This window comes from Enterococcus gilvus ATCC BAA-350, assembly GCF_000407545.1.
GTDB lineage: Bacteria > Bacillota > Bacilli > Lactobacillales > Enterococcaceae > Enterococcus_A > Enterococcus_A gilvus.
The window spans coordinates 158,520-183,486 of the sequence record NZ_ASWH01000002.1; the positions used below are offsets into that span (position 1 = coordinate 158,520).

Below are 24,967 nucleotides of genomic sequence, written 5' to 3' on the forward strand. Positions count from 1 at the left end.
AAATGCGATGCTGATAGAGGCCTGCTGCTCGGATCGGGAAATCCTTGAGCAATCGATTTTAAAAAGCCGGTGGCACGTCCACAGCAAATTTAACCATAGCTTCAATATTCAGGATGAAACCAGCCAGCGATTGGCGGTCATTTCGACTGAACAAACGGCGGCTGTCCCCAATGGAATTTATCTAAAGGTATCTGATTTTGAACAATTGCTCTCGGAAGTCCGCGTCGGCGATCCGCTGATCATGCAAAACAGGATCTTACGAATCGCCGGAAGACAACTGGTCGTATCACCGACACGGGAATATACCTCTCATTACGTGTCGACTGGCGGACTGACTGCTGAAGGTTGGAAAGAATATAGTTTCTCTTTGAAAAAAGTGAAGAAGCCGACCGGGTATCAGGAACCCTTATCGACGGTGTTTGACAGTGGAAATGACTTCACCAAGGCAATCGATGCTCTTTGTTCAGATTCCTTGCCTCATCAGCGCAAAGCCCTTCACTTTTTGATTGGTCGGGGGCCGGGGCTGACGCCTTCAGGAGACGATATGCTCATTGGATATTTGGCTGCTCGACTAATTTTAGACAATAGGGACACGAAATTAGAGACCTACTTGAGAACGAAGCTGCTCTCTGTAGCTGATCTGACAACGGATGTAAGCAAGCATTATCTTTTATGCGGATTGGACCAGCGTTTCAACCAGTCCATCCTACAGTTGCTGAAGGCAGTCAGCGAAATCACCGATGAACTAGAACCGGCAATTCAATTGGTATTGCAGACGGGACATACATCGGGAGCTGATTTTTTAGCAGGATTTTCCAGAACGCTTAATTATTTTAGAAACGAACGCCGTGAGGCAACGCAAATCGCGTCGGATGAGACGGGCGATAACGAAAAAGAAACGGGATATGAAGGAGGAAAAAAATGGCAAATCGGGTAGTTATGGCCCTTGGCGGCAACGCAATATTGAAACCTGGTCAGGAAGAAACCGTGGAAGCGCAGTTGAAAAACATCGAAACGAGCGCTGAAATGATCGCAAAGGTTGAAAAGCTGGATTATCAAATCTTGGTGACTCATGGAAACGGGCCGCAGGTGGGGAATATTTTGCGACAAAATGAAGAAGCGAAAGATGTGGTCCCACCGTTTCCTTTGGACGTGTGTAATGCACAGTCTCAAGGATTTATCGGCTATTTAATGGAGCAAACCATCAAAAATAAGATCGAAGAAGAAGGCTTGACCAGTGATGTGGTCACCTTGTTGACGCAAGTAGAAGTCTCTGCTGAAGATGAAGCCTTCCAAAAACCGACGAAACCGATTGGTGTCTTTTATTCAAAAGAAGAGGCGGAGAAAATGTCGAAGGAACGGAATTGGAAGATGGCGGAAGATGCGGGCCGCGGGTACCGTCGTGTCGTGCCATCGCCTAAGCCTTTAGCGATTCATGGAGTGAATTCGATCGTCAATCTGTTGAACCAAAACACGATCGTCGTAGCCGGTGGCGGCGGAGGTATCCCTGTATCACGAAAAGAAAATGGTCTTTTAAGCGGGATCGAAGCGGTGATCGACAAAGACCACACGGGCAAGAAGCTCTCAGAACAGGTGAACGCCGATGTATTTATGATGCTCACCGATGTCAGCAATGTCTACATTAACTATGGAAAACCAAATCAAGAAAAATTAGAGACCATTACGCCAGAAACCGCTCAGAAACATTTTCAGGACGGTCACTTTGCTGACGGCAGCATGGGACCAAAAATCGAAGCAGCCATTAATTTTGCGCGTCAAGGGAAAACCGCGATCATTTGTGCTCTGGAAGAAGCGGACCAAGCGTTATTGGGCAAAGCAGGTACAAGAATTGTGGGATAATCATCCGGCAATTCTTGTACCTTACGCTGTTTCATGTATTATTTTCTTCCGACAGCTCCAGAGCCAGGCGTAGATCGAGACTGACACCGGGATCGTGGACATTTTTTCCAATGATCGAGCTACATTGTTCGATTCGATATTTGATCGTATTTCGGTGAACGAACAGCGCTTTTGCTGTCCGAGCAATCTCGCATTGATAATCTAAATAATATTTCAATGTTTTACGTAATTCGATCATTGCAGGTTCTTTTGGATAGGCAAGTTCCTTCAAAGAAATTTCGCAAAAATACGTGATGTCTGAATGGCCCATTTTTTCGAAGAGGCTGCGCATCCCTTTTTGCTGGTATTGGTAGATCATTGGTACTTTCGAGAGCAGATGCATTTCTTCAAATGCCGTTTTGGCTTCGATGAAGGATTTTCCAATGTCCTCGATGGAGGCATACACATTTCCTAAGCCGAATTGCAGTTGGATATTCAATCGCTGGGATAGATCTGTCGCGACATTTTCTAAAATGTCCGCGAGTTGTTCTTCCTTATGCTGACTAACGATCGCAAAGTGAGCAGGGTCCTTCATTTTGAATAAGGAAACATCGCGGATATGGTGGGAAAGCTTGTCATTTAGCCAATTGAAGCTTAATTCACTCACTTCTTCTTGGAATTTGATTCGCGAATGATCCAGGTCGCTTTGTTGGCAAGCGGCGTAGATCACCCGGTAATGGCGTGCTTTGACTAATCCGTAAGTTCTACCAAGGTCGAGCCAGTCTCGAGGTTCCTGATTCGGCTCCTGTTGAATCTCGATCATCCGGTTGAAAAAATCCGTCTTCAGTGCATCAAAGGACTCTTGGATCTTCTGGTTCTTATAAAGCATGAAAGACAAAACCAATGTCGCCTGCTCCAAAGCAAAATTCGAGACAGGATACGGAATTTTTTCAGAATTCAGAACAACGAGAGAATGCGGAAAATAATGATTGGGTTCTACTGAAAAATAAGAAACCAAAAAGGCTTTTTGATCGAGATCATTGATTAAAACGGAATCATTTTTCTTTTTTACAAAATCAGGATCAAGCTGCTCTAATTGATCAATGTAATATTCGGCGGGTTTCGATGTATTCGAAAAATGCTTCGACGACGCCTGCACCCGCTTATACGGATCGACCAGAATGACGGGCGTCTTGATCAGACGGCCAAAGTCAGCGATAAAACGCGCCATACTGACATCGTTGACCAGCATATTTGAAAAACGACGCTGGATATCCAGTGCATAGTTTAACTGTTCGGCTTTTTTATCCCATAAAAAGTTGAGCATCTGGTGGAGAAGACTCCCCAGAGGAATGGAAAGCGGGATTTGAACGATCGGAAATTTTACCTTATTGGCATAATCGATCACTCGTTGATCGATGGCATCGATAAAACGCCCGATCTTGATCCCCAAACCAGCCGCATTTTTTTCTTGCAGCGAATCGATCAGCTCAAATAGCTTCGTTTGATCGTCACGATAAATCATCGCGGTGGTCAAAAGAAACGTATTCTCCGGTATATAAAAAGAAATGTCCGGTGTTTCGCTGATTTCGATACTATCTAGCGGCAATTTAGCGAACGAGGGCTCTGTAAGTAACGTCAAATCAGAAAAACGTGGAATTTGTAGTACATCAAGTAATGTTCTCATGGCAACCTCCTAGACCAATTATAGGCAAGGGGGTCTCGAGAAACAAGACTATTTTAGTTATTTTGGCTAAAAAATATGAATGATTATGCGAAGTAGACAACCACAATGTCGCAACTCAAAAAGAGAAAAGAGGAATTTATATGTTTTCAGAATTAGTCATCCCGCGTCGTACCATTATGACCCCAGGGCCGGTAGAAGCCCATCCCAATGTATTGAGAGTGATGAGCTCAACGATCTTGGGCCAATTTGATCCAGCCTTTTTAACGATTATGGATGCAGTGAAAGAAATGATCAAGATCCCTTTCGGAACGAAAAATGAGCAAGCTTTTGCGATTGACGGGACATCCCGCTCGGGCTTAGAAGCTGCTTTAATCGCACTTATCGAACCGGGAGATAAGGTACTGATTCCGGTATATGGTCGTTTTGCATACCTTTTGGGAGAAATCTGCGAACGAGCAAAAGCAGACGTAAAGTATTTGGAGAAAGAATGGACAGAGCCTTTTGATCAGGAAGTCATCATTAAAGCCATCGATGATTTTCAACCGAAGATCGTCACGATGGTCCACGGAGAAACGGCCAACGGTCAGATGCAGGCGTTGGATAAAATCGGTGCGGCTTGTCGTGAACGGGATATTTTCTTTGTGGTCGATATGGTCGCAACATACGGCGGTGTGCCGATATATGTCGACGAATGGAAGGTCGATATGGCGATCGGCGGAACGCAAAAATGTGTGAGCGTGCCTTCTGGCATGTCTCTGATTACCTATAATGACCGCGTTGAAAAGGTGTTGACGAGCCGCTACCAAAAAGAGTTGGGCTTAAGCAAAGTCGATCGCAACGACAATCCTATCAGCAGCAATTATTTGGATTTAAGCCAGTTGCAGCGTTATTGGAACTCTGAACGAATCAATCATCACACGGAGGCTACAACAATGATTTACGCCTTGCATGAAGGGCTGCGCGCGATGATCAACGAAGGCATCGAGAATGTGTGGGCACGTCATCAATTAAACGATGACGCGATCGTGGCAGGGATTCAAGCGATGGGGCTTGGTTTCTTCGGAAATATGGCGACTAAAATGCCGACTGTGACCCCTATTTTAATTCCAGAAGGAGCCGATGACGGTGAAGCGATCCGCAGCATGCTCTTGGAAGTATTTGGAGTCGAGATTGCCTCTTCGTTTGGCGATTTAAAAGGAAAAGTGTGGCGGATCGGGAACATGGGCTACAGCAGTCGACGCGAAAACGTCCTGCACGTTTTAGGCGCGTTAGAGGCAGCTTTGATCTATTACGGAGCGGAAATCACTAAAGGGGAAGCGACAAAAGCAGCCTTGCAGGTGTACGAAGTGTAAGGACTTATCAGTATGTGATTAGTTAAAGCGCACAAAAAGAATTTCACATTTGTTCGTACTGTTAAATGTATCTGGAGAGGACTCACTTTACAATAAGAGTAGAAGATGCGAACGGTACAAACTGTTGAAAAACATAGTGTTGAAAGTATAAAACTAACTAGATATTAGACGGGGGAAGAAGAAAGATGGAAATGAACAACGAACGAATCGGTATGGAATATTGGAAGAAAATCATCGTTTTACTTTGCTCAGGATGGGTGTCGATTTGGATTTACCGCTCGGCCTTGTCACCTGTGTATCCGCAAATCAATGCGTCACTGGGAGGAAACGTCTCAGATACGGCATTAGGCTCCATCTCAAGTTTCTATTTCCTAGGGTATGTGATCATGCAGATACCTGCAGGGTTTTTAGTAGATAAAATCGGTAAGAAGAAAGTCTTGATCCCAGGGTTCATCTTCTTCGCATTGGCCGCTTTTATTATTTCTCAAGCTTCAACGATCTCAATGATCTATATCGGAAGTTTCATGGCAGGGATCGGCTGCGGCTCCTTTTATGGCTCGGCGTACTCACTGACTTCGCAAAACATTCCGGCGGAAAAGAAAAGCTTCTCCACAGCGATCGTTAATAGCGGTTCTGCTGTAGGGTCCGGGATCGGGATGATCCTCTCCAGTTACTTGGTTGTCCAATTGGGTCTGCCTTGGCAAGTCATGATGTATATCTCGATGGCACTTATTTTGGTAATGTTAGCAGCTTTCAGCTTAGTGATCCGCAGCAATAAAGACGACGTGGCCTTCAATCAGCCAAAAGAAGTGGTTGAAGAGAAGCCGAAAGAAGCCGTATCAATGAAAACCTTATTGTCTCCGGCGATGCTGTTTACGTACATTCTCTATTTTGCGACATGCTATGCCTACTACATGACCGTGACGTGGCTGCCGAATTTCTTGGGAACGGAACGTGGCTTCCAAGGTGCAGCGATTGGATTCTCTTCTTCATTGGTGGCTTTTGCTTCGATTCCGGGCGCTCTGTTCTTTAGTAAATTAGCAGACAAATATATGGATAAAAAAATTCGTTTTATTGTGATCCTTGAACTTTTGGCGGCAGTGATGCTATTGATCACGGTTCGCTCATCAACATCGACCTTCTTGATGATCGCCTTGATTATGTATGGATTTTTAGGTAAATTAGCGGTTGAGCCGATCATTATTTCTTGGCTCGGTGAAAATGCGCCGCAAGTGGGTATTGGAACAACATTGGGTGTATTTAATTTCTTTGGAATGATGTCCTCAGTTATCGCGCCGACATTGACGGGTTCGATTTCTGATGCAACGGGATCAAAAGTAATGGGCTTTTATATCGCGATCGTTTTGCTGGTCGTTGGGTCGATTCTCTTCCTATTATCCAATCTAAAGAAAGCCAAGTAGTCACGGCCGTTTTTTCTGTATAAGAGAGCGAGGTAAACGCATGCGAGCACTTCGAAAAATAAGCTTAACCAATCAAATCATGATAGCGATGGTCCTAGGGATTTTATTTGGCGCAGTCTTTCAAAAGAACATTGTAGGCATCAAACTCGTCGGTGACTTGTTTTTACGCCTGATCCAAATGTCTGTAGTTGTCTTGATCATGGGATCAGTGATAGAAGCAGTCGGCGGATTGGAAATCAAAGAGCTGCGAAAAATAGGCGTAAGACTAGTCCTGTGGTTTATGGGGTCGACCGTCGTAGCCGCAGCGATCGGGATCGTCTTCGGACTCGTCTTTAAACCCGGTGTTGGCTTGGAAAATACCCTCTCCGAGGTGAATGATCTAGCTGTCAATGAGGGTGGGCTGCAGGAAGTGGTCTTAGGCTTTATCCCGCAAAATATCGTCTCCGCAATGGCGGAAGCGAATATGATCCAAGTCATCGTCTTTTCCCTGATGTTTGGGTTGGCTTTAAGTGTGATCAAAAGCGACGAGAACAGCACGCACATTTTAGATTGGATCTCTAGCTTCAACAACGTTGTTTTGAGAATGGTCACGATGATCATGAAATTAGCACCCATCGGTATTTTCAGTTTGATCGCGGCAGTTGTCGGCGATATCGGAATCGGTGTGTTAGGAACACTCATGAAGTTTCTGCTGACCTTTGGTGTCGCGGCGGTCTTGTATTTGCTCATTTGGTTTGTGATAACCGCTGTCTACTGTAAAGTCAGTCTTCCACGATTGATCAAAAACATCTGGCGAATCACCATGATCGCTGTTACAACAACGTCTTCGGCTATTTCGTTACCAATCAAGATAGAAGATGGACGAGAAAAATTAGGAATCGGAGACCGAATCAATAAGCTCGTGATGCCTCTAGGAATGAGCCTGAACAGCAATGGCTTGTCGATGTATCTTTCCTTGTCGATCGTCACCTTTGCCCAGTTTTTCAGCATCGAACTTGGGATCGGTCAATTGGCACAAGCAGTCTTGCTCTCAACGCTAGCGTGTTTAGGAACAGTCGTTGTTCCCGGCGGCGGCTTGGTAGCATTAGCGACAGTGATGCCGATGCTTGGCTTGCCGACGGAGAGCATCGCTTTATTGGCTGGGATCGATTGGTTTTCTGGCGTATTCAGAACATTGTTAAACGTCGATATTGATGTGCTGGTCGCGATGATCATCGCGAGTGATGAAAACGAGCTTAACCTTGATATTTTTAATGGAACAAAAAGTTATACAGAGTTGATGGAACAAAAAGAATAAGCAGATAGAGGAGGCTACTTTGTATTTAGTGATCGTCACTGGATAGTAAGTAGCCTCTTTTTTAAGCGCATGAATATACCTCATATAATACGCTTAAAAACAAAAAAAGTGCTTGTTCATAGTGAACAAAAAGGGGCGATCGTTTTTGTTCTTTCGACTAATGTGCATTGTTTTTAAAACGCTTACAATAAGGTCAGTTAGAAAAGGAGCACGTTTTAATTGAAGAAGGAGGCGCACCAGTGGAAAACACAGATTATCAAGTTTCAGAAGAAGAAGTCGCTCGATTTAAAGAGCGGGGCTACAACGATGATATGCTGCCTAAAACACCGGAGAAGCGAAACATGGGGGCGAAAAATTATTTTACTCTCTGGATGGGTTCTGTGCATAACATTCCTAATTATACGGCGGTTGGAGGGTTTCTATTTTTAGGCTTGTCACCAATAAATGTCATGATGGCGTTGATCATCAGTGCACTTGTTGTTGCGTTGTTTATGACCATGAATGGACGGGCGGGCTCAAAATACGGCATTCCTTTCGCACTTCATTTGCGGTCGACGTATGGTGATATCGGCGCCAAGCTTCCTGGATTTCTCCGGGGATGTGTCGCAGCGATCGCTTGGTTTGGCCTACAGAATTATACGGGATCATTAGCACTTTTAATATTGATTGGAAAAATTTGGCCCGGTTTCTTGGCGATCGGCGGTTCAGCTAGTTTCTTCGGGATCGGCATTCCGGGATTGCTGGCATTCACCTTGTTTTGGGCGCTCAATATGCTGATTGGAATCGGCGGAGGCAACATCTTAAACAAATTCACGGCGATACTAAGTCCGTTGATCTATCTCGTCTTCGGCGGCATGGCGATCTGGGCGATTCGTGCAGCAGGCGGGATCGGAGCGATTCTATCCTTCGATACAAGCGGTGCGACTCAAAGTATCAATCCGATCTTCGCGTATTTTATGATCATTAATTCGGTGTTAGCTGTATGGGCAGCACCTGGGGCAAGTGTCTCCGACTTTACTCAGAACGCCAAATCGACAAAAGATCAAACGGTGGGGCAGATGGCGAGTCTGTTAGTTGCCTACGTGATCTTTGCTCTCTCCAGTGTGGCGATCTTGATCGGCGGCTCGATTCACTACGGTATTCAGGAATGGAACGTGCTGAACATTGTTGATCGATGGGACAATTTCACGGCAGTCATTATCGCGATGACAGTATTTTTACTGACCACGATCTCTACGAATGCGACAGGGAATATTATCCCGGCGGCGTACCAATTGTCGGCGTTGTTCCCTAAAAAAGTCGATTACAAAAAAGGCGTAGTCATCGCCAGTGTCATCAGCTACCTGATCATGCCATGGAAATTGATGGAAAATGCCGACAGTATCTTTATTTTCTTAAATTCGATCGGGGCAGTTTTAGGACCGGTGGCAGGGGTCATGATCGCTCATTATTTCTTTATCAAGGATCAAACGATCAATTTGGACGCACTCTATATTGATCCAAAAGAAAACAATACAAAAAATGTGTATCGGGGATTAAATCGTCAAGCCTACATCGCGACGATCATAGCCTTGCTGATTTCATTGAGCGGTCAGTTCATTCCCGCATTGCAGGCGATCTCAAACGTGTCTTGGCTCGTCGGCTTCTCCTGCGCATTTGCTATTTATTATGTCTTGAGGAAATTAGGCTCGGAGGATACGACCGAAGAGGCTTTTGATTAAATTGACTTTAAAAAAAGAGAGGATGGAAAAGTATGAATCATGATTTAGTTATCAAAAACGGTCTAGTCATTTTAGAAAGCGGGGAAGTTGAGACGGATGTCGCAGTCAAGGACGGCATCATTGTCGCCATCGGAAAGGGGTTAGACGGCGATAAAGTGATCGACGCGTCAGGTTTAGTGGTCAGTCCAGGAATGGTGGACGCACATGTCCACATCACAGATCCTGGCGGCGGGTACCGGGATGAGTGGGAAGGCTATGTGACCGGGACTGCTTCTTGTGCTAAAGGTGGCGTTACCTCCTTTATGGAAATGCCTTTGAATCAAGTTCCTGCTACGACCGACGCTGAAAGCTTAGAAATCAAGTATTCGGCTGGGAAAAACAAATTACGCTCCGATGTCGGCTCCTTTGGCGGATTGACGCCGCTAAATTTGAAGGGTGGTATTCAAGAATTAAACGACGGCGGTGTCGCGGCTTACAAATGTTTTATGGCGACTTGCGGCGACCGGACGATCGATGGCGATTTCATGAACGTGGATGACTACTCTTTATATGAAGGGATGAAGCAAATCGCAGAAACAGGCAAGGTTCTAGCGATCCATGCGGAGAATGCGGCGATCACGGATAAATTAGGGGAGATCGCCTATGCCAATGGGGAAACGACTTTGAAGGCCTATGTAGAAAGCCGCCCAGTCTTTACGGAAGTTGAGCCGATTCGTCGAGCGATTCTTTTGGCGAAAGAAACGGGCTGCCGCATCCACATTTGTCACGTTGCGTGTCCTGAAGGGGTCGAGGAGGTAACCAAAGCTCGTGCAGAGGGCGTGGACGTTACCTGTGAAACGTGTACTCATTATTTATATTTCCATACGGATGAATTGGATGCTATTGGACCGGTGGTAAAATGTTCTCCGCCAATTCGCGATCTGGAAACACGAAAAGCGATGTGGGATAAATTATTGGCAGGAGAGATCGCTTTTGTGACATCGGATCATTCTCCATGTACCCCTGATTTAAAGGATAAAGAAAATGCCTTTGAAGCGTGGGGCGGTATCTCCGGCGTTCAAAACAACGTTGATGTGATGTTTGACGAAGGGGTCCAAAAACGTGGAATGAGCTTGAAAATGTTTGCGGATGTGATCGCGACCAATCCGGCAGATCGCTATGATCTGGATACAAAAGGACGGATCAGTATCGGCAAAGACGCGGATTTCGTATTGATCAAACCAAAGGCGGCCTATACGCTGCAAGCGGAAGACCTCGAATACCGCAACAAAATCAGTCCTTATATTGGACGCGAGATCGGCGCACAGGTGGTTCAAACAATCTTACGGGGCGAATCGATCTACAGTCAGGAAGCAGGCGTGACCGCAGACTTCCCGGGTGAATTTATCAAAAAATAAGGGAGAAACGGGTGGCCTGCATCGGTGACCATGCGGGCCATCAAAGGTGTCATGTAAGGGAGGACGTATAAATATGGAAGAACAAACAAGAACAACGCGAGCTCCCTATTGGAAGCAAATCATTTTTATCCTGACCGCCGGGTGGGTGGTAATCTGGATCTATCGGATGGTTCTTACGCCGATCTATCCTATTATCAGCGCGTACTTTGGCGGAGCAACGGATTCAAGCTTGGGCAATATATCGAGTTTCTACTTTTTAGGGTATGTTAGCATGCAGATTCCATCCGGCCTCTTAGTGGATCGATTTGGAAAAAAGAAGATTTTGATTCCTGGATTCTTGCTATTTGGCCTTGGAACACTGATCGTGGCATCGGCATCGGCCTTATCCGCCGTCTTTCTCGGGAGTGTGCTGGCAGGCTTAGGCTGTGGGACTTATTATGGCGTGGCGTATTCACTGACGACAGAATATGTTCCAGCGAACAAGAAGAGTTTGGCCACTGCGATCGTAAATAGCGGGACGGCCATTGGCAGCGGCTTAGGATTAGTCTCTTCCAGCTTTTTAGTAGGAGAAGGGGTGTTGCCATGGCAATCGTTATTACTTATGACGGCGCTCTTGATCGTCGTGATGCTGGGTGTCTTCAAAAAAATGATTCGCGAGGAAAAACCGACGCCCGCTCCACAGGTACAAACAGCTGCAAAGCCAAAGGGCACACTCAAGGATCTTTTCAAATTGCCGATGATCGCTTCATACGTATTGTACTTTTCGACGCTGTACACGTACTATCTGATCGACACGTGGCTGCCCAATTTTTTAGAAACTGAACGCGGCTTCCAAGGGACAGGCATTGGGATTGCGTCTTCCTTAGTCTTCTTTACGGCAATACCAGGGGCGTTGTTTTTCAGCCGGATCGCGGATAAGATTCCTCATAAAAAAACAATGATCATCATCCTGCTAGAAATTTTGGCAGCAAGTGTCCTCTTTATGACCATCACTACGAATAATCAGGTGTTATTGATCATTGGGATTATGGCCTACGGATTTTTCGGGAAACTTGCCGTTGAACCGATCATTATTTCATGGCTCGGTCAATTTGCCCCAAAGAAAAGTATCGCTACTACTTATGGTGTCTTCAATTTCTTCGGCATGTCTGCCTCGGTCATCGTCCCGTCTGTTACAGGGATGATCTCTGATGCGACAGGCACCAAGGTGTACGCCTTTTATTTAGCCATCGGGATCATCGTTGCAGGGACGCTTGTTTTTTATGGGATCAATAAATATTATCAAGAAAAAGAAGCAGCGGCTGAGGTGATGGAAACGACGTATTAACCGATAACTAAAAATAGACGACTAAGCGGCAGTGATGCTGGCTTAGTCGTCTGTTTTTGTTGTAAGCGGCGTGGGCTATTCGATGTCCTTCGCTTCGGGATCAGAGAGAAACAACGCGACACGCAGCTGTAAAGAAAATTCAGGATGATCGATGTTATTGTTTAAAAGCTCTTCGCATTTTTTGATGCGGTATTTGACCGTATTGCGATGGATAAATAACATTTCGGCAGTTTTAGTTATCTCGCATTGCTGATCGAGATAGGTCATCAAGGTCTTTCTCATCTCTTGGTCTTGTTCATTCTCAGGATAGGCTAAATTTTTCAAAATCGATATGCAGAAATAGCGCATGTCTTCGTTGGATACATTTTCGGTGATGCGCTTGATTCCCTGGATCTTATTATAGGAGACAAACGTCGTACGATCTTCGGATTCTTCCAGCGCCTGCTTGCTTTCCTTGTAGGAGAAATGGAGCAGGTCGATATTATTAACAGGATCACCAATACCAAATTGTGCATAAATATCAAAGAGACCCAACAGCTCTTTGTGGAGCTTTTCTAAAATCGGTAAAATCTCCGCTTTCTTCTGAAGAACTAGTACCATCTGATTGAGATTCTCTGTTGGAAAAAGCAAAATATTCTCAGATTTTTTTTCGACTTCTTGAAAGAGATAGTCATAAATGAGTGCATCGATTTCTTTTACATAATAATGCTGGTCCTTTTTTATAAAAGAATGGATAAAAATCACGCGGTAATAAGTGGAGTTGAGCTTAGGAAAGTGCCTTTTGTAATGGAGCCAATCTGTGTCTTCCTCCGAGGAGGTCTTGCGGCTTAATAAATAGGTCAAAAGATTTCTGCGTTCGGCTCTTTTTTCATTTAGCAGAGTTTGTTCTTTATACAAGGCTAGTGTTAAAACAGTCAAGGACTGCTGAATAACAAACTGAGAGAAGGGATAGGGCAGCTTGTCGGGCTCGAAGATAACAAGCATGTAGGGCAAGTAACGATCTGAATTAAGAGGGAAAATGCTGATCAGCATCTTTTCATGGGCGAAATCAAATAACAGCGTCTCCCGCTGCTTCTTTAACTGACATTCACGAATTTTTTCTAAGAAGGCTTCTTTTCTATCCTTCAATACCGCTGAATTTGAAAATTGCAGGTGAGAGCTGACGATCTTCCCAAAAGGATCGATCAATAGGACCGATTGTTGGATCATGGAACTGAGCTCTTTGATCAAAATCTTAAAAGAGGCGCCATGAACCATCAAATTGACAAACTTTTGCTGGATCTCCAAAGCAAAAAAGACCTGCTCGGTTTGGTCGTGCCATAAAAAGCTCAACAGCTTATGGGAGATATCTCCCAACGGCATACTGACAGGGATTTGCAAAATAGGAAAGTTCAAGTCGTCCGCTAACGCTAAAACCTGCGCATCCACATGGGGTAAATAACGGCCAAGCTTGATCGCCAATCCAGCGGAAGGCAGCTCTGCCAGTGATTTGACGAGAGTGCACAGTCCGTCAGGGTCTTCACAAAACGCCATGCCTGTAGTGACGAGCAGGGCATTTTTCGGAATATAGTAAAGAATATCAGGCGTTTCAAAAATTTCGATCGTATCTAGCGGCCGTTCTAGGTCAGCCTTTTGGTTGAGGAGCGACAGTTCAGAGAATCTTGGTGTCTGCAAAATTTCTTTTAATGATGTCATAGTAATCTCCTATTATTTTCTGAGGGCCAGGGTCAAAAAATCATTTTTCAAGGGTTGCTACTGTGTGGGTGAGCAGAGTGATCGTTTCTTGAAGCATTTCCTCTGTCGCACGAATCGTCGGCATCGAGACGCTGATCGTCGCAAGAACCGATCGCTGCTTGTCTAGTAATGGAACGGCGACACATTTTACCCCGATCTCGCATTCTTCATCGTCGATCGAATAGCCTTGTTTTTTTACTAAGGCGAGTTCAGCCGCGAGCTCTTTTTTTGTGGCTTTCGTCTGAGTTGTCAGAGGCATCAATGACGTGTGGTCTAAATAATGCTGCAGCTCATCCGCAGGCATATTTGCTAAATACAGCTTTCCAGAGCCGGTACAATACAGCGGCGCCCGCTTTCCGATTTTTTGGGTGACGGTCAACAGGTTGTCTTGGCTGTCGATGGATTCGACATAGACCAGTTCTTGATTGTCACAAATCGAAAGACAGGTTGCTTCACCCAGCTCTTTAGACATCTGCTGCATATAAGGGCGAACGTAGGCGACGATGTCTTGGCTGATGTCGCTGTCATTGGTCAGCAGCTTGAATTTCAAAGAGAGGGAATAGTCTGCGTTCCCTTGATTTTGCTGGACATACCCCATCGTCATCAACGTATAGAGCAATCTCAAGGCCGTGGCTTTTGGAAGGTTCGTCTGCGTCGAGATGCTGCGGAGGGAGAGTGGATCTTCCGCCGCCGCCATCAGCTCGATGATCGTAAAGGCTTTTTGTACGGAATGGTTGATTTTTAATTGTTTTTCTTCCATTTTTTATCTCCTTTAAAACTCGGTTTCGCTTTACTTTTGTCCAACTTGAACAAATCGATTTTTCGACTGACAAAAATAAATCGGTTACATTGTTTGGTTATTGCTCACATGGTAACATGCAATAAAGTGAAACGCAATATCACATAGTGAAATTAAAAAAGGAAGAAGGAATGGATATGAAAGCAGCAGATGCGATCGTTCAGATTATGGTTAAGGAAGGAATTACAGATGCTTTCGGCATTCCGGGCGCAGGGATCAATCCAGTCTATAAGTATCTGGAGGAGGCGCCGATCGAACATTTTTGTATGCGGCATGAGGAAGCGTGTATGCATGCGGCGGATGGGTATTACCGTGCCTCTCACAAAATCAGCGCGGCACTTTGTACGTCAGGGCCAGGCGCGACTAATTTTGTTACGGGACTGTACACGGCGCAGATTGATTCGATTCCAGTTCTTGCCATCACCGGTCAAGCCAATAGCTGGCAGATGAAACAGGATGCGTTTCAATGTGTTGATATGGAGAGCATTGCCAAAACCGTTTGTAAGAAAGTCTTTTGTGTCTTAGAGGCGGAGAAGATTCCAGAAATCATGCAGGAGGCATTTTATCTGATGCGCAATGGAAAGCCCGGGCCTGTGCTGCTTGACTTGCCTTTAGATATCCAACAGACGGACATCGACTTTGACATCGCTGACTATCAGCCGGCAGCCAAAGAGACAGTGACACCTGAAGCTGCGAAGATCCAACAGGCGATGGATATGATCCAAAAAGCTAACGCACCGATTATTGTTATGGGCGGCGGTGTGATTCTGTCTCATGCAGAAAAAGAGCTAATCGCGTTTGCAGAGATGCTGGAAATCCCTGTAATCACGACTTATATGGCAAAAGGCGGATTACCGGAAGAGCACCCATTAAACGCGGGACATGCCGGAATTCAAGTCGGACAGCCGATCGGCAATCGCTATTTCTTGGATTCTGATGTGGTCATCGGCATTGGCAATCGCTTCACGGATCGCCATACAGGAAATTTGGCTGTTTACCGTGAAGGCCGTCAATTTATCCATATCGATATCGAAAAAGGACAAATCGGCAAAGTTTTTGAGCCAGAGCTAGGGATCGTTTCTGATGCAAAAGAAGCGTTGATCGCCTTGATCGCGGAAGCGAAGGCACGCAACGTGAAACCCATTAATTCTCAGCGAGCGGCGGATCTGCCTGCCACAAGAAAAGAATTGGCTCGCAAAACCGATTTTGACAGCAAACCAATGATGCCGCATCGGGTCTTTCATGAGATGAATGCTGCCTTTGATGATGCCACCATGTTCACCGCCGGCTGCGGCATTACACAAATCTGGAGCGGACAATTGCAAAAGATCAACCGCGCTCGTCGCTATTTGCCATCTGGGGGCGCCGGCACCTTGGGTTATGAAGTTCCTGCTGCTTTCGGGGCAAAGGTGGCTGATCCAGCTGCACACTCTGTTACCGTGCTAGGGGATTTCGGCTTTACCTTTATGGGTGAGGAGATCGCCGTTGCGGCGGCCTTCAAGAAACCGATCATCGTGATCATCGTCAATAATGCCTATCTAGGCTTGATCCGTCAAAATCAAAAAGGCGCCTACGGCTTTGAATACGCTGTCGATATGCCCTACAACCAAGACGGGACGATGGATTATGTAAAAGTCGCTGAGGGCTTCGGCTGCGTCGGCGAACGGGTATTTACTCCAGATGAACTAAGAGGCGCGATCGATCGGGCGAAGCAATCCAATAAAACGTATGTGATCGATGCAATCTGTAAACCGGAACAATTATGCGACATGGGGACGGCGTTGGACAACGTGAAGTCGTTTGTGTAGCACCAATCAAAAGAAAGCGAGTGAAGAAGAATGAGAGAAAGTATTCATAAATATTTCGATATGGGCTTGATTCAATGGATGAGCTATCCGCCGAAGGACTATCCGCTACTAGAGACCTTGACGAAAATTTCAAGAGACCCATATTTTAATGCGGTCGAGATGACTCAAGTAGTAGACGATGACGAGCGGAAGAAGGCTCGAGATATTTTGGCACAAAGCCACATTCGTGTATGCTACGGAGCGCAGCCGCGTCTATTGGGCCCCGGCTTAAATCCGAATGCGATTAATGAGGAAGAGCGGCTAAAAGCAGAGAAAACCTTGCTGGAAGCCATCGATGAAGCAGAATATCTAGGTGCGAGAGGGATCGCTTTTCTTTCGGGCAAATGGGCGGCCGGAACGAAGGAAGAGGCCTATCAGCAATTGCTGAAAACGACGCGCAATTTGTGTACCTATGCTGCGAAAAAGGACATGATGGTGGAGTTGGAAATCTTTGATTATGACATGGACAAGTGTGCCCTGATCGGCCCAGCCCCTCTTGCTGCTCAATTTGCCGCAGATGTCTGCTTGACCCACAACAACTTTGGGCTGATCGTGGATCTGTCCCATTTTCCAACGACCTATGAAACCAGCAAGTTTGTCATTCAGTGTACCAAGCCCTATATTACCCATCTGCATATCGGTAATAACGTAGTGACAGAGGGCTGCGAGGCTTATGGCGATCTGCACCCGCGCTTCGGCTATCCAAACAGTGCGAATGATGTTCCAGAATTACTGGACTTCTTCCAAGTATTGAAACAGGAAGGCTTTTTAGATGAAAAATCCCCGATGGTACTGTCCTTTGAAGTGCAGCCAAGACCAGATGAAGATGGAGACATCATCGTCGCGAATACGAAACGGGTCATTGAGCGTGCGTGGGCATTACTGGAAGACTAAAAGGAGAGGAAGATTCTTATGAAAATCGTCGTACTAGACGGCTATACAGAAAATCCCGGTGATCTGAGCTGGGAAGGACTGGAACAACTAGGGGATTTGACCGTGTACGATCGGTCCTCGCAGGATCAGGTCGTGGAGCGAATCGGCAACGCAGAGATCGTCTTAGTGAACAAGGTCCAATTGACCAAGGAAATCATGGAGCACACAACGAATCTCAAATATATCGGTGTCTTGGCTACCGGCTACAACGTGGTGGATGTAGAGGCGGCGAAGGCAAAAGGAATCACCGTGACCAATATTCCGACCTACGGAACTGACGGCGTGGCACAATACGCCATCGCCCTGCTTTTAGAACTTTGCCACCGTATCGGAGAGCATTCTACGACCGTTTTCGCGGGGGATTGGACCACCAATGCGGATTGGTGCTACTGGAATTCGCCGCAGATGGAGCTGGCTGGCAAAACAATCGGGATCATCGGCTACGGTCGCATCGGTCAAAAAGTCGGTGCGATCGCAGCCGCACTAGGAATGACCGTCATCGCCAATGACAGAAGCCACACGGAAGGGATCGTTGCGGGCGCGAAAATGGTGGACTTGGACCAATTGTTCAGTGAATCCGACGTAATCTCGTTGCATTGTCCGCTGTTTCCTGAAACAGAAGGATTGATCAACAAGGAAACGATCGCGAAGATGAAGGACGGTGTCTATATCGTCAACGATTCTCGCGGGCAATTGATCAACGAAGCCGATCTGCGGGATGATTTGAACAGCGGAAAAGTTGGCGGGGCAGCCGTGGATGTCGTGTCCACCGAGCCAATCAAACAGGACAACCCACTATTAGTAGCGAAAAACATGATCATTACGCCTCACATGGCGTGGGCTTCTCGGGAAGCACGCGCACGACTGATGGCGATCGCCGTAGAAAATGTTGAAAAATTCCAAGCAGGAACACCTGTGAATGTCGTCAATTAGCAGGAAGCGAAAGGAGTCCGACTATGAACATACTTGTCGCGATGGATTCTTTTAAAGGGAGCGTCAGTTCATTGGAAGCTGGCGAAGCTGTAAAAAAAGGAATCCAGGCTGGAATGAAATCCCTGCATGAAGAGGTGCTCGTCATCGATATTTTACCTGTAGCCGATGGCGGTGAAGGGACCGTAGAAGCCTTCGTGGCGGGAACGTCAGGCTCGATCAAGACAGCGATCGTGACAGGACCGCAGGGAAAGCCGATCGAAGCACGCTACGGTCGGTTGGGGGAACGCGCGATTCTCGAAGTCGCTGAGACATCGGGAATCACCCTAGTCAAAAAGGCAGAACAAGACCCATGGCGAGCAACGACCTATGGCTTAGGAGAATTGATTCGGCGCCTAGTCCAAGAAGGACAACGAGAGTTTCTGATTGGGTTAGGGGGAAGTGTCACCAATGATGGCGGTTTTGGGATGCTGCAAGCGTTAGGCTACCGTTTTCTAGACAAAGACGGTCAAGCGCTGTCTCATCAAATTTGTGAAATGGCACACATTGCGAAGATCGAGGACTCCCACGTTCCGATCGAATTAAAAGACTGTCAGTTTATTGTTGCCAGCGATGTGACGAATCCGTTGTCAGGTGAACAGGGAGCAACGGCAATCTTTGGGCCGCAAAAAGGAGTGCAGCCAGCGGAGGTTGAGACCTTCGATGGGCTGCTCCAGCAATTCGCCCAGCAGACCAAAACGTATTTAAATAAAGATTTTTCTCGAAAAGCAGGTGCTGGCGCCGCTGGAGGATTGGGTTTTGCATTCCTTGCCTATTTAAACGGGGAGATCCTTCCTGGATTTCAACGATTGGCCGAGGAAAAACACTTTGACGAGCGAATCAAAGCCTCAGACCTTGTGATAACAGGAGAGGGCAGACTCGATGCACAGTCTGTGATGGGAAAAGTTCCTTCGGCATTAGCGAAAATTACTCGAAAATACGACAAGCCGCTCATCGTCATCGCCGGCAGCACCTCCGAAGATGCTCACCAATGCAACGATCATGGCGTCGACGCCTACTTCTCGATCCTCCACTCGTTAGGAACAGAAGAAGAGCTGCTGTACCCTGAAAATACCCTAAAAAGCATCCAACAAACAGCCGAACAGCTCTTTCGCTTTTATCAAAAAATGAAGGCGCTTTAAGAAAGGAAGAAAAGTATGTCAAAATCAAACATTGAAGAACGACTATTTAAAGTAGAAAACGTCGCATGTTTTGATCCAAAGGAAGGAAAAAAGAGCTTTTTCTATGAAACAGAAAAAACCGCCGGCGCACTGTGGTGTCTTGAGCCTGGGCAAACCGTCTTCAATCACTCGCATACGACCTCAGACGACCTGTGGATCTGTATTCAAGGAAAAGGCACCTTCTATCCAGGCTACGGCGAAGAAATCCCGATCACGAAAGGCGACCTGATCATCTCACGACCAGGCGAACAGCATGGCATGAAGAACACCGGAGAAGAACGCTTCATTTTTGTCGGTGTGGCCGGTCCACACCCTATGGATCTGATCGTGCATGAGTGAGGAAGTTGAAGAGCAGATCCTTCATAAAAGAAACAGAAAAATAACCATCCATTGATCGATAATAGGACGATCCTTCTCAGAGAGGGATCGTCCATTTTTTGTGGCGTGTTTCGGGTGAGATACTATTTATCTTGCAGCAGGGTCAACGGTCCAACGATCCGGGCGGAGGAGATGATGGCACTGATTGTTTCTGGGGATTCTTCCATGCCTTTTTCCATCCAGTGCATGATGATCTCAGCCGAGGGATCGAAGAGAATGATTTCTAAATAATCTTCGGGGACATCGGGGAAGTTTGCCTGCAACTGCGGATAATGGTCTTTTAGCAGGTAGGCGATCAGGTTGCGGATCGCACTTTTTAATTCATTGACAAAGTCGGGGTCGCCGTTTTTTCCTAAGAGCATCGACACGATATCTTTTTCTGTTTGGGCGTGCTGAATGGTCTTGACTAGGTCTTCGTAATCAATAAAGGTCGTCGGGCTGTCGGAGAGATCGATCGTCTGCGGGTGCAGCTTTTTTTCTTTGACGCTGTCGATAAAATCATAAATATTTGTCTGACGAAATTCTGAAATAAGGTCAGAGATGTCTTGGTAATGCAGATAGAAGGTCGAGCGATTGATGGACGCGGTGCGGCAAATCTCAGAGACGGTGACCTCTCTCACGGGCTTGTGCTTGGACAATTGGATAAGGGCTTGATAAATCTTTTGTTTGGTTTTGGTTTTTTTCGTATTTTGCTCCGCCATAAATATTCTCCTTTCAAATCAACACCTTTCAAACAACTGTTGGTTGACTTGCTTTCACGACGATTATATAATTTCCCAATCAACAAATCAACACGTTGTCTATTTATTTTTCAGGATTGAAAATGGATAGAAGGAAAGAAGGAAGAAAAAATGATTCGAGCAGAATGGCGTTCGCTGTTAAAAAATAAATTTCTCTTGATCGTATTAGGTGCGATCGCGTTGATTCCTGCACTGTACAATTTGATTTTTTTGGGTGCGTTGTGGGACCCCTATGGCAAGGTGGATCAATTGCCGGTGGCGATCGTGAATCAAGACAAGCACGTTTCTTATCAAGGGAAAGACCTTGATCTTGGCAAAGAGGTGACAGACAATCTGTTAAAGAAAAAACCTTTAGACTTTCATCGGGTTTCCAGCGAGGAGGCCGAAAAAGGGATCTCAAAAGGGAAGTATTATATGATCGTGACGATTCCTGAAGCATTTTCGAAGGATGCGACGTCACTTTTGAGTCAACATCCTAAGCAAATGGTGATTGACTATCAGACATCTCAAGGGTCGAATCTGACCGCGTCAAAAATGTCCGCTTCAGCGATCACGGCATTGAAGGATCAAGTCTCCAGTCAAGTGACGGAAATGTATACGGAGGTCGTCTTGAGCAATTTCGGAAATGCGGGTCAAGGAATGGCAAAGGCGGCTACTGGCGGAGAGAAATTATCCGAGGGCACGAAGAAGCTGGAGGAGGCTACCCAAACGATTTCTACGAATTTAGTAACGTTATCTAACAGTTCGTTGACCTTTTCCGATGGCAGCCAGACGCTGACGAAGGGGCTGCAGCAGTATGTCGCAGGTGCGATGCAAGTGAATGAAGGTGCTGGTAAACTGGATCAAGGAATCGGCACGCTTGCTGAAAAAGGACCTGAATTAGCGAATGGCGTCAGCCGTTTGTCAGCGGGATCAACATCACTGACGGATGGAATCAGTCAATACACTTCCGGGGTCGGGTCTGTTGCGACAGGCTCCCAAGCACTAGACTCAGGGCTTGGACAGTTAAATGGAAAGCTTCCAGCTTTATCACAGGGTGCAGAGCAGTTGGCGCAAGGATCAGCTAGTTTGAATGGGGGCATCAATCAGTATGTGGCGGGGGTTACCGCTGCAAACACGGGGGCTAAAAAAGTCTCCGATGGCGCACAACAACTCGCTGCACAAACAGAACAATTGCCCCAACAAGTCAATGCTCTCCATGAGGGAACTGAAAAAATCGTCGCTGGGCTGCAAAATGTTCAACTATCCGAAGAAGAAAAGAACCAATTACTCACTTACACGGACAGTGTGAACAGCTACATTTCTCAAGTGTCACAGGCGTTCGGAGCAATGGATCTTTCAGGATTGGCTAATGCTGGTCAGCTAACAGGCGTAGTCAAGGAACTGTCGGACCAGCTTGCAGCATTGTCCGCCAGTGCCTCAAGTATGACGCAAAAGATGGAGGAAACGAAGCAAACGCTGAAGCAAAGCTATCAGACCGATTTGACAACCAACGCCAATGCGGTCGTTGCACAGTTGACTAGCAGCGGGGTGCCATTGACTGACGAACAAAAAGCCTCCGTCCTTTCGACGATGCAGGCGCAAAATAGCCAAACGCTGACCGCGATCGATCAGTTGTCCATCGATACGAGCCAATTAACGGCACAACTCGCTGCGCAGCAACAATCGTTGACGAAACTGAGCACGGCGTTGGCAGCACTCCAAGGGATACCTGTCGATCAAATCAGTCAGTTGAAACAAGGGGCGGATCAACTCGCTCAAGCTGGCGGAAAAGCGACCCCTGGATTAAAAAACATGATTAATGGCATGTATACCATTGGCAACCAGCTCACACCTGGCGCACAGGCGATCAATGACGGTGTCGGACAATTAGACGCTAACATCCCGGCACTTACAGCCGGTATTCAACACTTGGCTGAAGGAAGCAACCGTGTTTCTCAAGGCACTCAGCAGTTAGTTGAAAAAGGACAACCACTGTCGAAGGGGGCAAATCAACTCGCTCAAGGCACGGCTGGATTGAAAGAAAATGTTCCAGCAGTGACCGGCGGCGTCCAGCAACTCGCGGACGGATCGAAAAAAGTGACCAGCGGTGCCAAGCAGTTGACCGAAAAGTCTCCAAGTCTAGTCAATGGCGCTCAACAAGTCACCACTGGATTGAACCAGTTGAACCAAAACATTCCAGCGTTGAACACAGGGATTTATACCCTGCATGCCGGCTCGCAGCAATTGACCCAAGGCACCGGACAATTGGCTGCCAATGGCGGACAACTCGTAGCGGGTGCGCAACAGCTACAAAACGGTTCACAAAAAATCGCAGAGGGTAGCGGAAAACTAGCGGCAGGTGAAAATCAAGTGACCCATTCCTTAGGGACCGTGGGGACAGGACTAGGCACCTTGACCAATCAACTCGCGTCTGGCTCAAAGGAAATCGGTCAGCTCAACACAGGGAAGACGGGAGCAAACGCAATCACTCAGCCGATCCGTACCACTCATAATGACCCAGACAAACTGGCAAACAATGGGACAGGGATGGCGCCTTACATGATGTCAGTGGCATTGTTTATCGGAACCGTCACCTTCAACCTGCTCTTTGATGCCTTCAAACCGAAGAAAAAACCAACGACAGGTCTGGCCTGGTGGGCAAGTAAAGCATCCATCCTGGCAGTAGTCAGCATCGCACAAGCCTTGCTTGTGGACGCCGCGTTAATGGGATTGCTTGGGATGGATGTCCTGCATCCCGTCAAAGTCGTCGCCTTCAGTATCTTAGTCTCCATGACCTTTATGTCGATCGTTACACTGTTTAATTTGCTTTTAGGAAAAGTCGGTTCTTTCGTCATGCTGCTGTTCATGATCCTGCAACTTGCCGCATCCGGCGGCACGTACCCGATCGAATTGAGCGGACATTTTTACCAAGCCGTCAATCCCTTCTTGCCGATGACGTATTCGATCCGAGCATTGCGTGAAGGCATCTCCATCGGCGGGTCCATGCTGTCAGAAACCTTGCTGTTTATAGCCTTGTTGCTTATCAGCAATGTCTTGATGATCCTGTTCTTTACGAAAAAACGGAAGAATCCTGTGACCTTTGAAGAAGAATGGTCTTAAATATAATAAAGAATCCGAGTTCCTTCATTATGGAATGAATAGGACAGGAGAAGTGCTATCTATTTTATGAATCAGAAAAAGGCTCAATCTTTACGATTGGGCCTTTTTGCTGCTTATTTTGGTTCCTAGATAGCTGTAGATTCTCTTAGGATCAGCTTTGTGGAGTATTTTGAGATCGAATAGGGAATGTCAGGTTCGATCAAGCGGTCCATAATGAGATGCGCCGCTTTTCTACCCAAATAGATTTTCGGCGTGTCGATGGTAGTCAAGCCCGGCAAAATCCGCTCGGAGTTCGGGATATTATCAAATCCGATCACGTTGACATCGTCCGGTATCCTATGACCCAGCGCTTGCAGGGCGTAGATCAATTGGATCGCTAGCCAGTCATTCCCGCACAAGAAGACATCCGGCACTTTTTTCATGGAATTGAGCAATTCTTTGATTTTCTCAAAATTCTCGAAAATCGTGTCTGTATCCTTGAGAATCGAAGCGTGACTGTTGATTTCCAGTTCATGCTTTTTCAGCGTATTGAAAAAGGCATAATAACGCTCCATAAAACCAAGTCCTGTATTAGGTGAATACAAATCGCCAATAAAGGCAAAATCCGAGTAGCCCTTTTGAATGAGTAATTCAGTGATCCGTTCAACATTGGAATGATTTTCCATCATAACAATGTCACACTTTCCAATCAAATAATTAGGATTTTTTGGCGCATCCACCGTGACGATCGGAAGGTGGGTCTCCAATAACTTGTCCCAAACCGGTCGAAAATTCATTTCGACCACAATGATGCCTTTTGTATTCGAACTGTAGACCGCCTCGGGCAAACGCCCCTCCTCGATATCCTCTTTCGATAACGTTGCGATCGTCAACTGGTAATTCGTCTCGGAAAGGACCATTTCGATCCCCGTCAAGACATTGCTCCAAAATTGAGAATCGTTTGCATGATTGATATTCAGGAACAAGATATTTCCCTGATCGATCTTGTATTCTGTCCGTTCTTCCTTCGTAAAATACCCCATGGATTCGGCTTTTCTTATAATGCTCTCCGTTGTTCGCTGAGATACTTGAGGATCGTTCTTGAGCGCCTTTGAAACAGTATTTCTTGAATACCCGGTTTCTTTAGCAATATCATTGATCGTACATTTCATTTTTCACCCTCCCACAGGCAGTATACCCACCGTATGCACATAAAAGCAATATTTATTTGCACGAAAATGCACAAAAAAGTGAAAAACGCTTG

Annotated in this window: 19 protein-coding genes; 14 read left to right on the top strand and 5 right to left on the bottom strand. The window is 46.3% G+C overall.

Going from position 1 to position 24,967, the window contains the following annotated elements; all coding sequences use genetic code 11:
* Positions 1-7: 7 nt before the first annotated feature.
* Complete coding sequence (locus I592_RS15790) at positions 8-937, top strand: oxamate carbamoyltransferase subunit AllH family protein (RefSeq protein ID WP_010778687.1); 930 nt, start codon at positions 8-10, stop codon at positions 935-937.
* Positions 922-1,860 (top strand): carbamate kinase, encoded by a 939-nt coding sequence (gene arcC / locus I592_RS15795; RefSeq protein WP_010778686.1) that lies wholly within the window; start codon positions 922-924, stop codon positions 1,858-1,860. Before I592_RS15790 ends, arcC begins: the two co-directional genes overlap by 16 nt.
* Before the next feature lie 31 nt (positions 1,861-1,891).
* Here arcC and I592_RS15800 read toward each other — a convergent pair whose 3' ends face one another.
* Positions 1,892-3,526 carry a PucR family transcriptional regulator gene (locus I592_RS15800; protein ID WP_010778685.1) on the bottom strand — a complete coding sequence of 545 codons (1,635 nt, stop codon included), beginning with the start codon at positions 3,524-3,526 and terminating at the stop codon, positions 1,892-1,894.
* A gap of 140 nt (positions 3,527-3,666) precedes the next feature.
* Here I592_RS15800 and I592_RS15805 point away from each other — a divergent pair, with 140 nt between their 5' ends.
* The 6 genes from I592_RS15805 (at position 3,667) to I592_RS15830 (ending at position 12,041) form a co-directional block, all read left to right on the top strand.
* Positions 3,667-4,878: a pyridoxal-phosphate-dependent aminotransferase family protein gene (locus I592_RS15805; RefSeq protein ID WP_010778684.1), complete on the top strand. Its 1,212-nt coding sequence runs from the start codon at positions 3,667-3,669 to the stop codon at positions 4,876-4,878.
* Between the two features lie 185 nt (positions 4,879-5,063).
* Complete coding sequence (locus I592_RS15810) at positions 5,064-6,299, top strand: MFS transporter (protein ID WP_010778683.1); 1,236 nt, start codon at positions 5,064-5,066, stop codon at positions 6,297-6,299.
* Positions 6,300-6,339: 40 nt separating this feature from the next.
* Positions 6,340-7,596: a dicarboxylate/amino acid:cation symporter gene (locus I592_RS15815; RefSeq protein ID WP_010778682.1), complete on the top strand. Its 1,257-nt coding sequence runs from the start codon at positions 6,340-6,342 to the stop codon at positions 7,594-7,596.
* Positions 7,597-7,835: 239 nt separating this feature from the next.
* Complete coding sequence (gene allW / locus I592_RS15820) at positions 7,836-9,317, top strand: allantoin permease (RefSeq protein ID WP_010778681.1); 1,482 nt, start codon at positions 7,836-7,838, stop codon at positions 9,315-9,317.
* A 32-nt stretch (positions 9,318-9,349) separates the two neighbouring features.
* Positions 9,350-10,714: an allantoinase AllB gene (allB, locus tag I592_RS15825; protein WP_010778680.1), complete on the top strand. Its 1,365-nt coding sequence runs from the start codon at positions 9,350-9,352 to the stop codon at positions 10,712-10,714.
* A 73-nt stretch (positions 10,715-10,787) separates the two neighbouring features.
* Positions 10,788-12,041: an MFS transporter gene (locus I592_RS15830; protein WP_010778679.1), complete on the top strand. Its 1,254-nt coding sequence runs from the start codon at positions 10,788-10,790 to the stop codon at positions 12,039-12,041.
* A 75-nt stretch (positions 12,042-12,116) separates the two neighbouring features.
* On the opposite strand, the gene I592_RS15835 is transcribed toward I592_RS15830, so the two are convergent.
* Both I592_RS15835 and I592_RS15840 read right to left on the bottom strand, forming a co-directional pair.
* Positions 12,117-13,736 carry a PucR family transcriptional regulator gene (locus I592_RS15835; RefSeq protein WP_010778678.1) on the bottom strand — a complete coding sequence of 540 codons (1,620 nt, stop codon included), beginning with the start codon at positions 13,734-13,736 and terminating at the stop codon, positions 12,117-12,119.
* A 40-nt stretch (positions 13,737-13,776) separates the two neighbouring features.
* Positions 13,777-14,535: an IclR family transcriptional regulator gene (locus I592_RS15840; protein WP_010778677.1), complete on the bottom strand. Its 759-nt coding sequence runs from the start codon at positions 14,533-14,535 to the stop codon at positions 13,777-13,779.
* Between the two features lie 170 nt (positions 14,536-14,705).
* On the opposite strand from I592_RS15840, the gene I592_RS15845 reads away from it, so the two are divergent.
* Genes I592_RS15845 through I592_RS15865 form a run of 5 tightly spaced genes read left to right on the top strand, consistent with a single transcriptional unit; the run spans position 14,706 to position 19,843 of the window.
* Positions 14,706-16,382, top strand: a complete 1,677-nt coding sequence (locus I592_RS15845; protein WP_244265197.1) for a thiamine pyrophosphate-dependent enzyme — start codon at positions 14,706-14,708, stop codon at positions 16,380-16,382.
* A gap of 30 nt (positions 16,383-16,412) precedes the next feature.
* Entirely contained in the window at positions 16,413-17,315 is a 903-nt protein-coding gene (locus I592_RS15850; RefSeq protein WP_010778675.1) for a sugar phosphate isomerase/epimerase family protein, read from the top strand.
* Between the two features lie 18 nt (positions 17,316-17,333).
* On the top strand, positions 17,334-18,287 hold the full coding sequence (locus tag I592_RS15855) for a D-2-hydroxyacid dehydrogenase (RefSeq protein ID WP_010778674.1): 954 nt from the start codon (positions 17,334-17,336) through the stop codon (positions 18,285-18,287).
* Between the two features lie 23 nt (positions 18,288-18,310).
* On the top strand, positions 18,311-19,465 hold the full coding sequence (locus tag I592_RS15860; protein WP_010778673.1) for a glycerate kinase family protein: 1,155 nt from the start codon (positions 18,311-18,313) through the stop codon (positions 19,463-19,465).
* 15 nt (positions 19,466-19,480) lie between these two features.
* Positions 19,481-19,843 carry a cupin domain-containing protein gene (locus tag I592_RS15865; RefSeq protein ID WP_010778672.1) on the top strand — a complete coding sequence of 121 codons (363 nt, stop codon included), beginning with the start codon at positions 19,481-19,483 and terminating at the stop codon, positions 19,841-19,843.
* A 122-nt stretch (positions 19,844-19,965) separates the two neighbouring features.
* Here I592_RS15865 and I592_RS15870 read toward each other — a convergent pair whose 3' ends face one another.
* Entirely contained in the window at positions 19,966-20,583 is a 618-nt protein-coding gene (locus I592_RS15870; protein ID WP_010778671.1) for a TetR/AcrR family transcriptional regulator, read from the bottom strand.
* Positions 20,584-20,733: 150 nt separating this feature from the next.
* Between I592_RS15870 and I592_RS15875 the strand changes: the two genes are divergently transcribed.
* Positions 20,734-23,724 (top strand): YhgE/Pip domain-containing protein, encoded by a 2,991-nt coding sequence (locus tag I592_RS15875; RefSeq protein WP_010778670.1) that lies wholly within the window; start codon positions 20,734-20,736, stop codon positions 23,722-23,724.
* A gap of 125 nt (positions 23,725-23,849) precedes the next feature.
* Here the strand turns inward: I592_RS15875 and I592_RS15880 are convergent, their stop codons facing one another.
* Positions 23,850-24,875, bottom strand: coding sequence for a LacI family DNA-binding transcriptional regulator (locus I592_RS15880; protein WP_010778669.1), 1,026 nt, complete (start codon positions 24,873-24,875; stop codon positions 23,850-23,852).
* Positions 24,876-24,967 lie beyond the last annotated feature (92 nt).

Coding starts and splice junctions, on each gene's coding strand:
- I592_RS15790 (WP_010778687.1), top strand. CDS start 8: ATGCTGATAGAGGCCTGCTGCTCGGATCGGGAAATCCTTGAGCAATCG.
- arcC (WP_010778686.1), top strand. CDS start 922: ATGGCAAATCGGGTAGTTATGGCCCTTGGCGGCAACGCAATATTGAAA.
- I592_RS15800 (WP_010778685.1), bottom strand. CDS start 3,526: ATGAGAACATTACTTGATGTACTACAAATTCCACGTTTTTCTGATTTG.
- I592_RS15805 (WP_010778684.1), top strand. CDS start 3,667: ATGTTTTCAGAATTAGTCATCCCGCGTCGTACCATTATGACCCCAGGG.
- I592_RS15810 (WP_010778683.1), top strand. CDS start 5,064: ATGGAAATGAACAACGAACGAATCGGTATGGAATATTGGAAGAAAATC.
- I592_RS15815 (WP_010778682.1), top strand. CDS start 6,340: ATGCGAGCACTTCGAAAAATAAGCTTAACCAATCAAATCATGATAGCG.
- allB (WP_010778680.1), top strand. CDS start 9,350: ATGAATCATGATTTAGTTATCAAAAACGGTCTAGTCATTTTAGAAAGC.
- I592_RS15830 (WP_010778679.1), top strand. CDS start 10,788: ATGGAAGAACAAACAAGAACAACGCGAGCTCCCTATTGGAAGCAAATC.
- I592_RS15835 (WP_010778678.1), bottom strand. CDS start 13,736: ATGACATCATTAAAAGAAATTTTGCAGACACCAAGATTCTCTGAACTG.
- I592_RS15840 (WP_010778677.1), bottom strand. CDS start 14,535: ATGGAAGAAAAACAATTAAAAATCAACCATTCCGTACAAAAAGCCTTT.
- I592_RS15845 (WP_244265197.1), top strand. CDS start 14,706: ATGGATATGAAAGCAGCAGATGCGATCGTTCAGATTATGGTTAAGGAA.
- I592_RS15850 (WP_010778675.1), top strand. CDS start 16,413: ATGAGAGAAAGTATTCATAAATATTTCGATATGGGCTTGATTCAATGG.
- I592_RS15855 (WP_010778674.1), top strand. CDS start 17,334: ATGAAAATCGTCGTACTAGACGGCTATACAGAAAATCCCGGTGATCTG.
- I592_RS15860 (WP_010778673.1), top strand. CDS start 18,311: ATGAACATACTTGTCGCGATGGATTCTTTTAAAGGGAGCGTCAGTTCA.
- I592_RS15865 (WP_010778672.1), top strand. CDS start 19,481: ATGTCAAAATCAAACATTGAAGAACGACTATTTAAAGTAGAAAACGTC.
- I592_RS15870 (WP_010778671.1), bottom strand. CDS start 20,583: ATGGCGGAGCAAAATACGAAAAAAACCAAAACCAAACAAAAGATTTAT.
- I592_RS15875 (WP_010778670.1), top strand. CDS start 20,734: ATGATTCGAGCAGAATGGCGTTCGCTGTTAAAAAATAAATTTCTCTTG.
- I592_RS15880 (WP_010778669.1), bottom strand. CDS start 24,875: ATGAAATGTACGATCAATGATATTGCTAAAGAAACCGGGTATTCAAGA.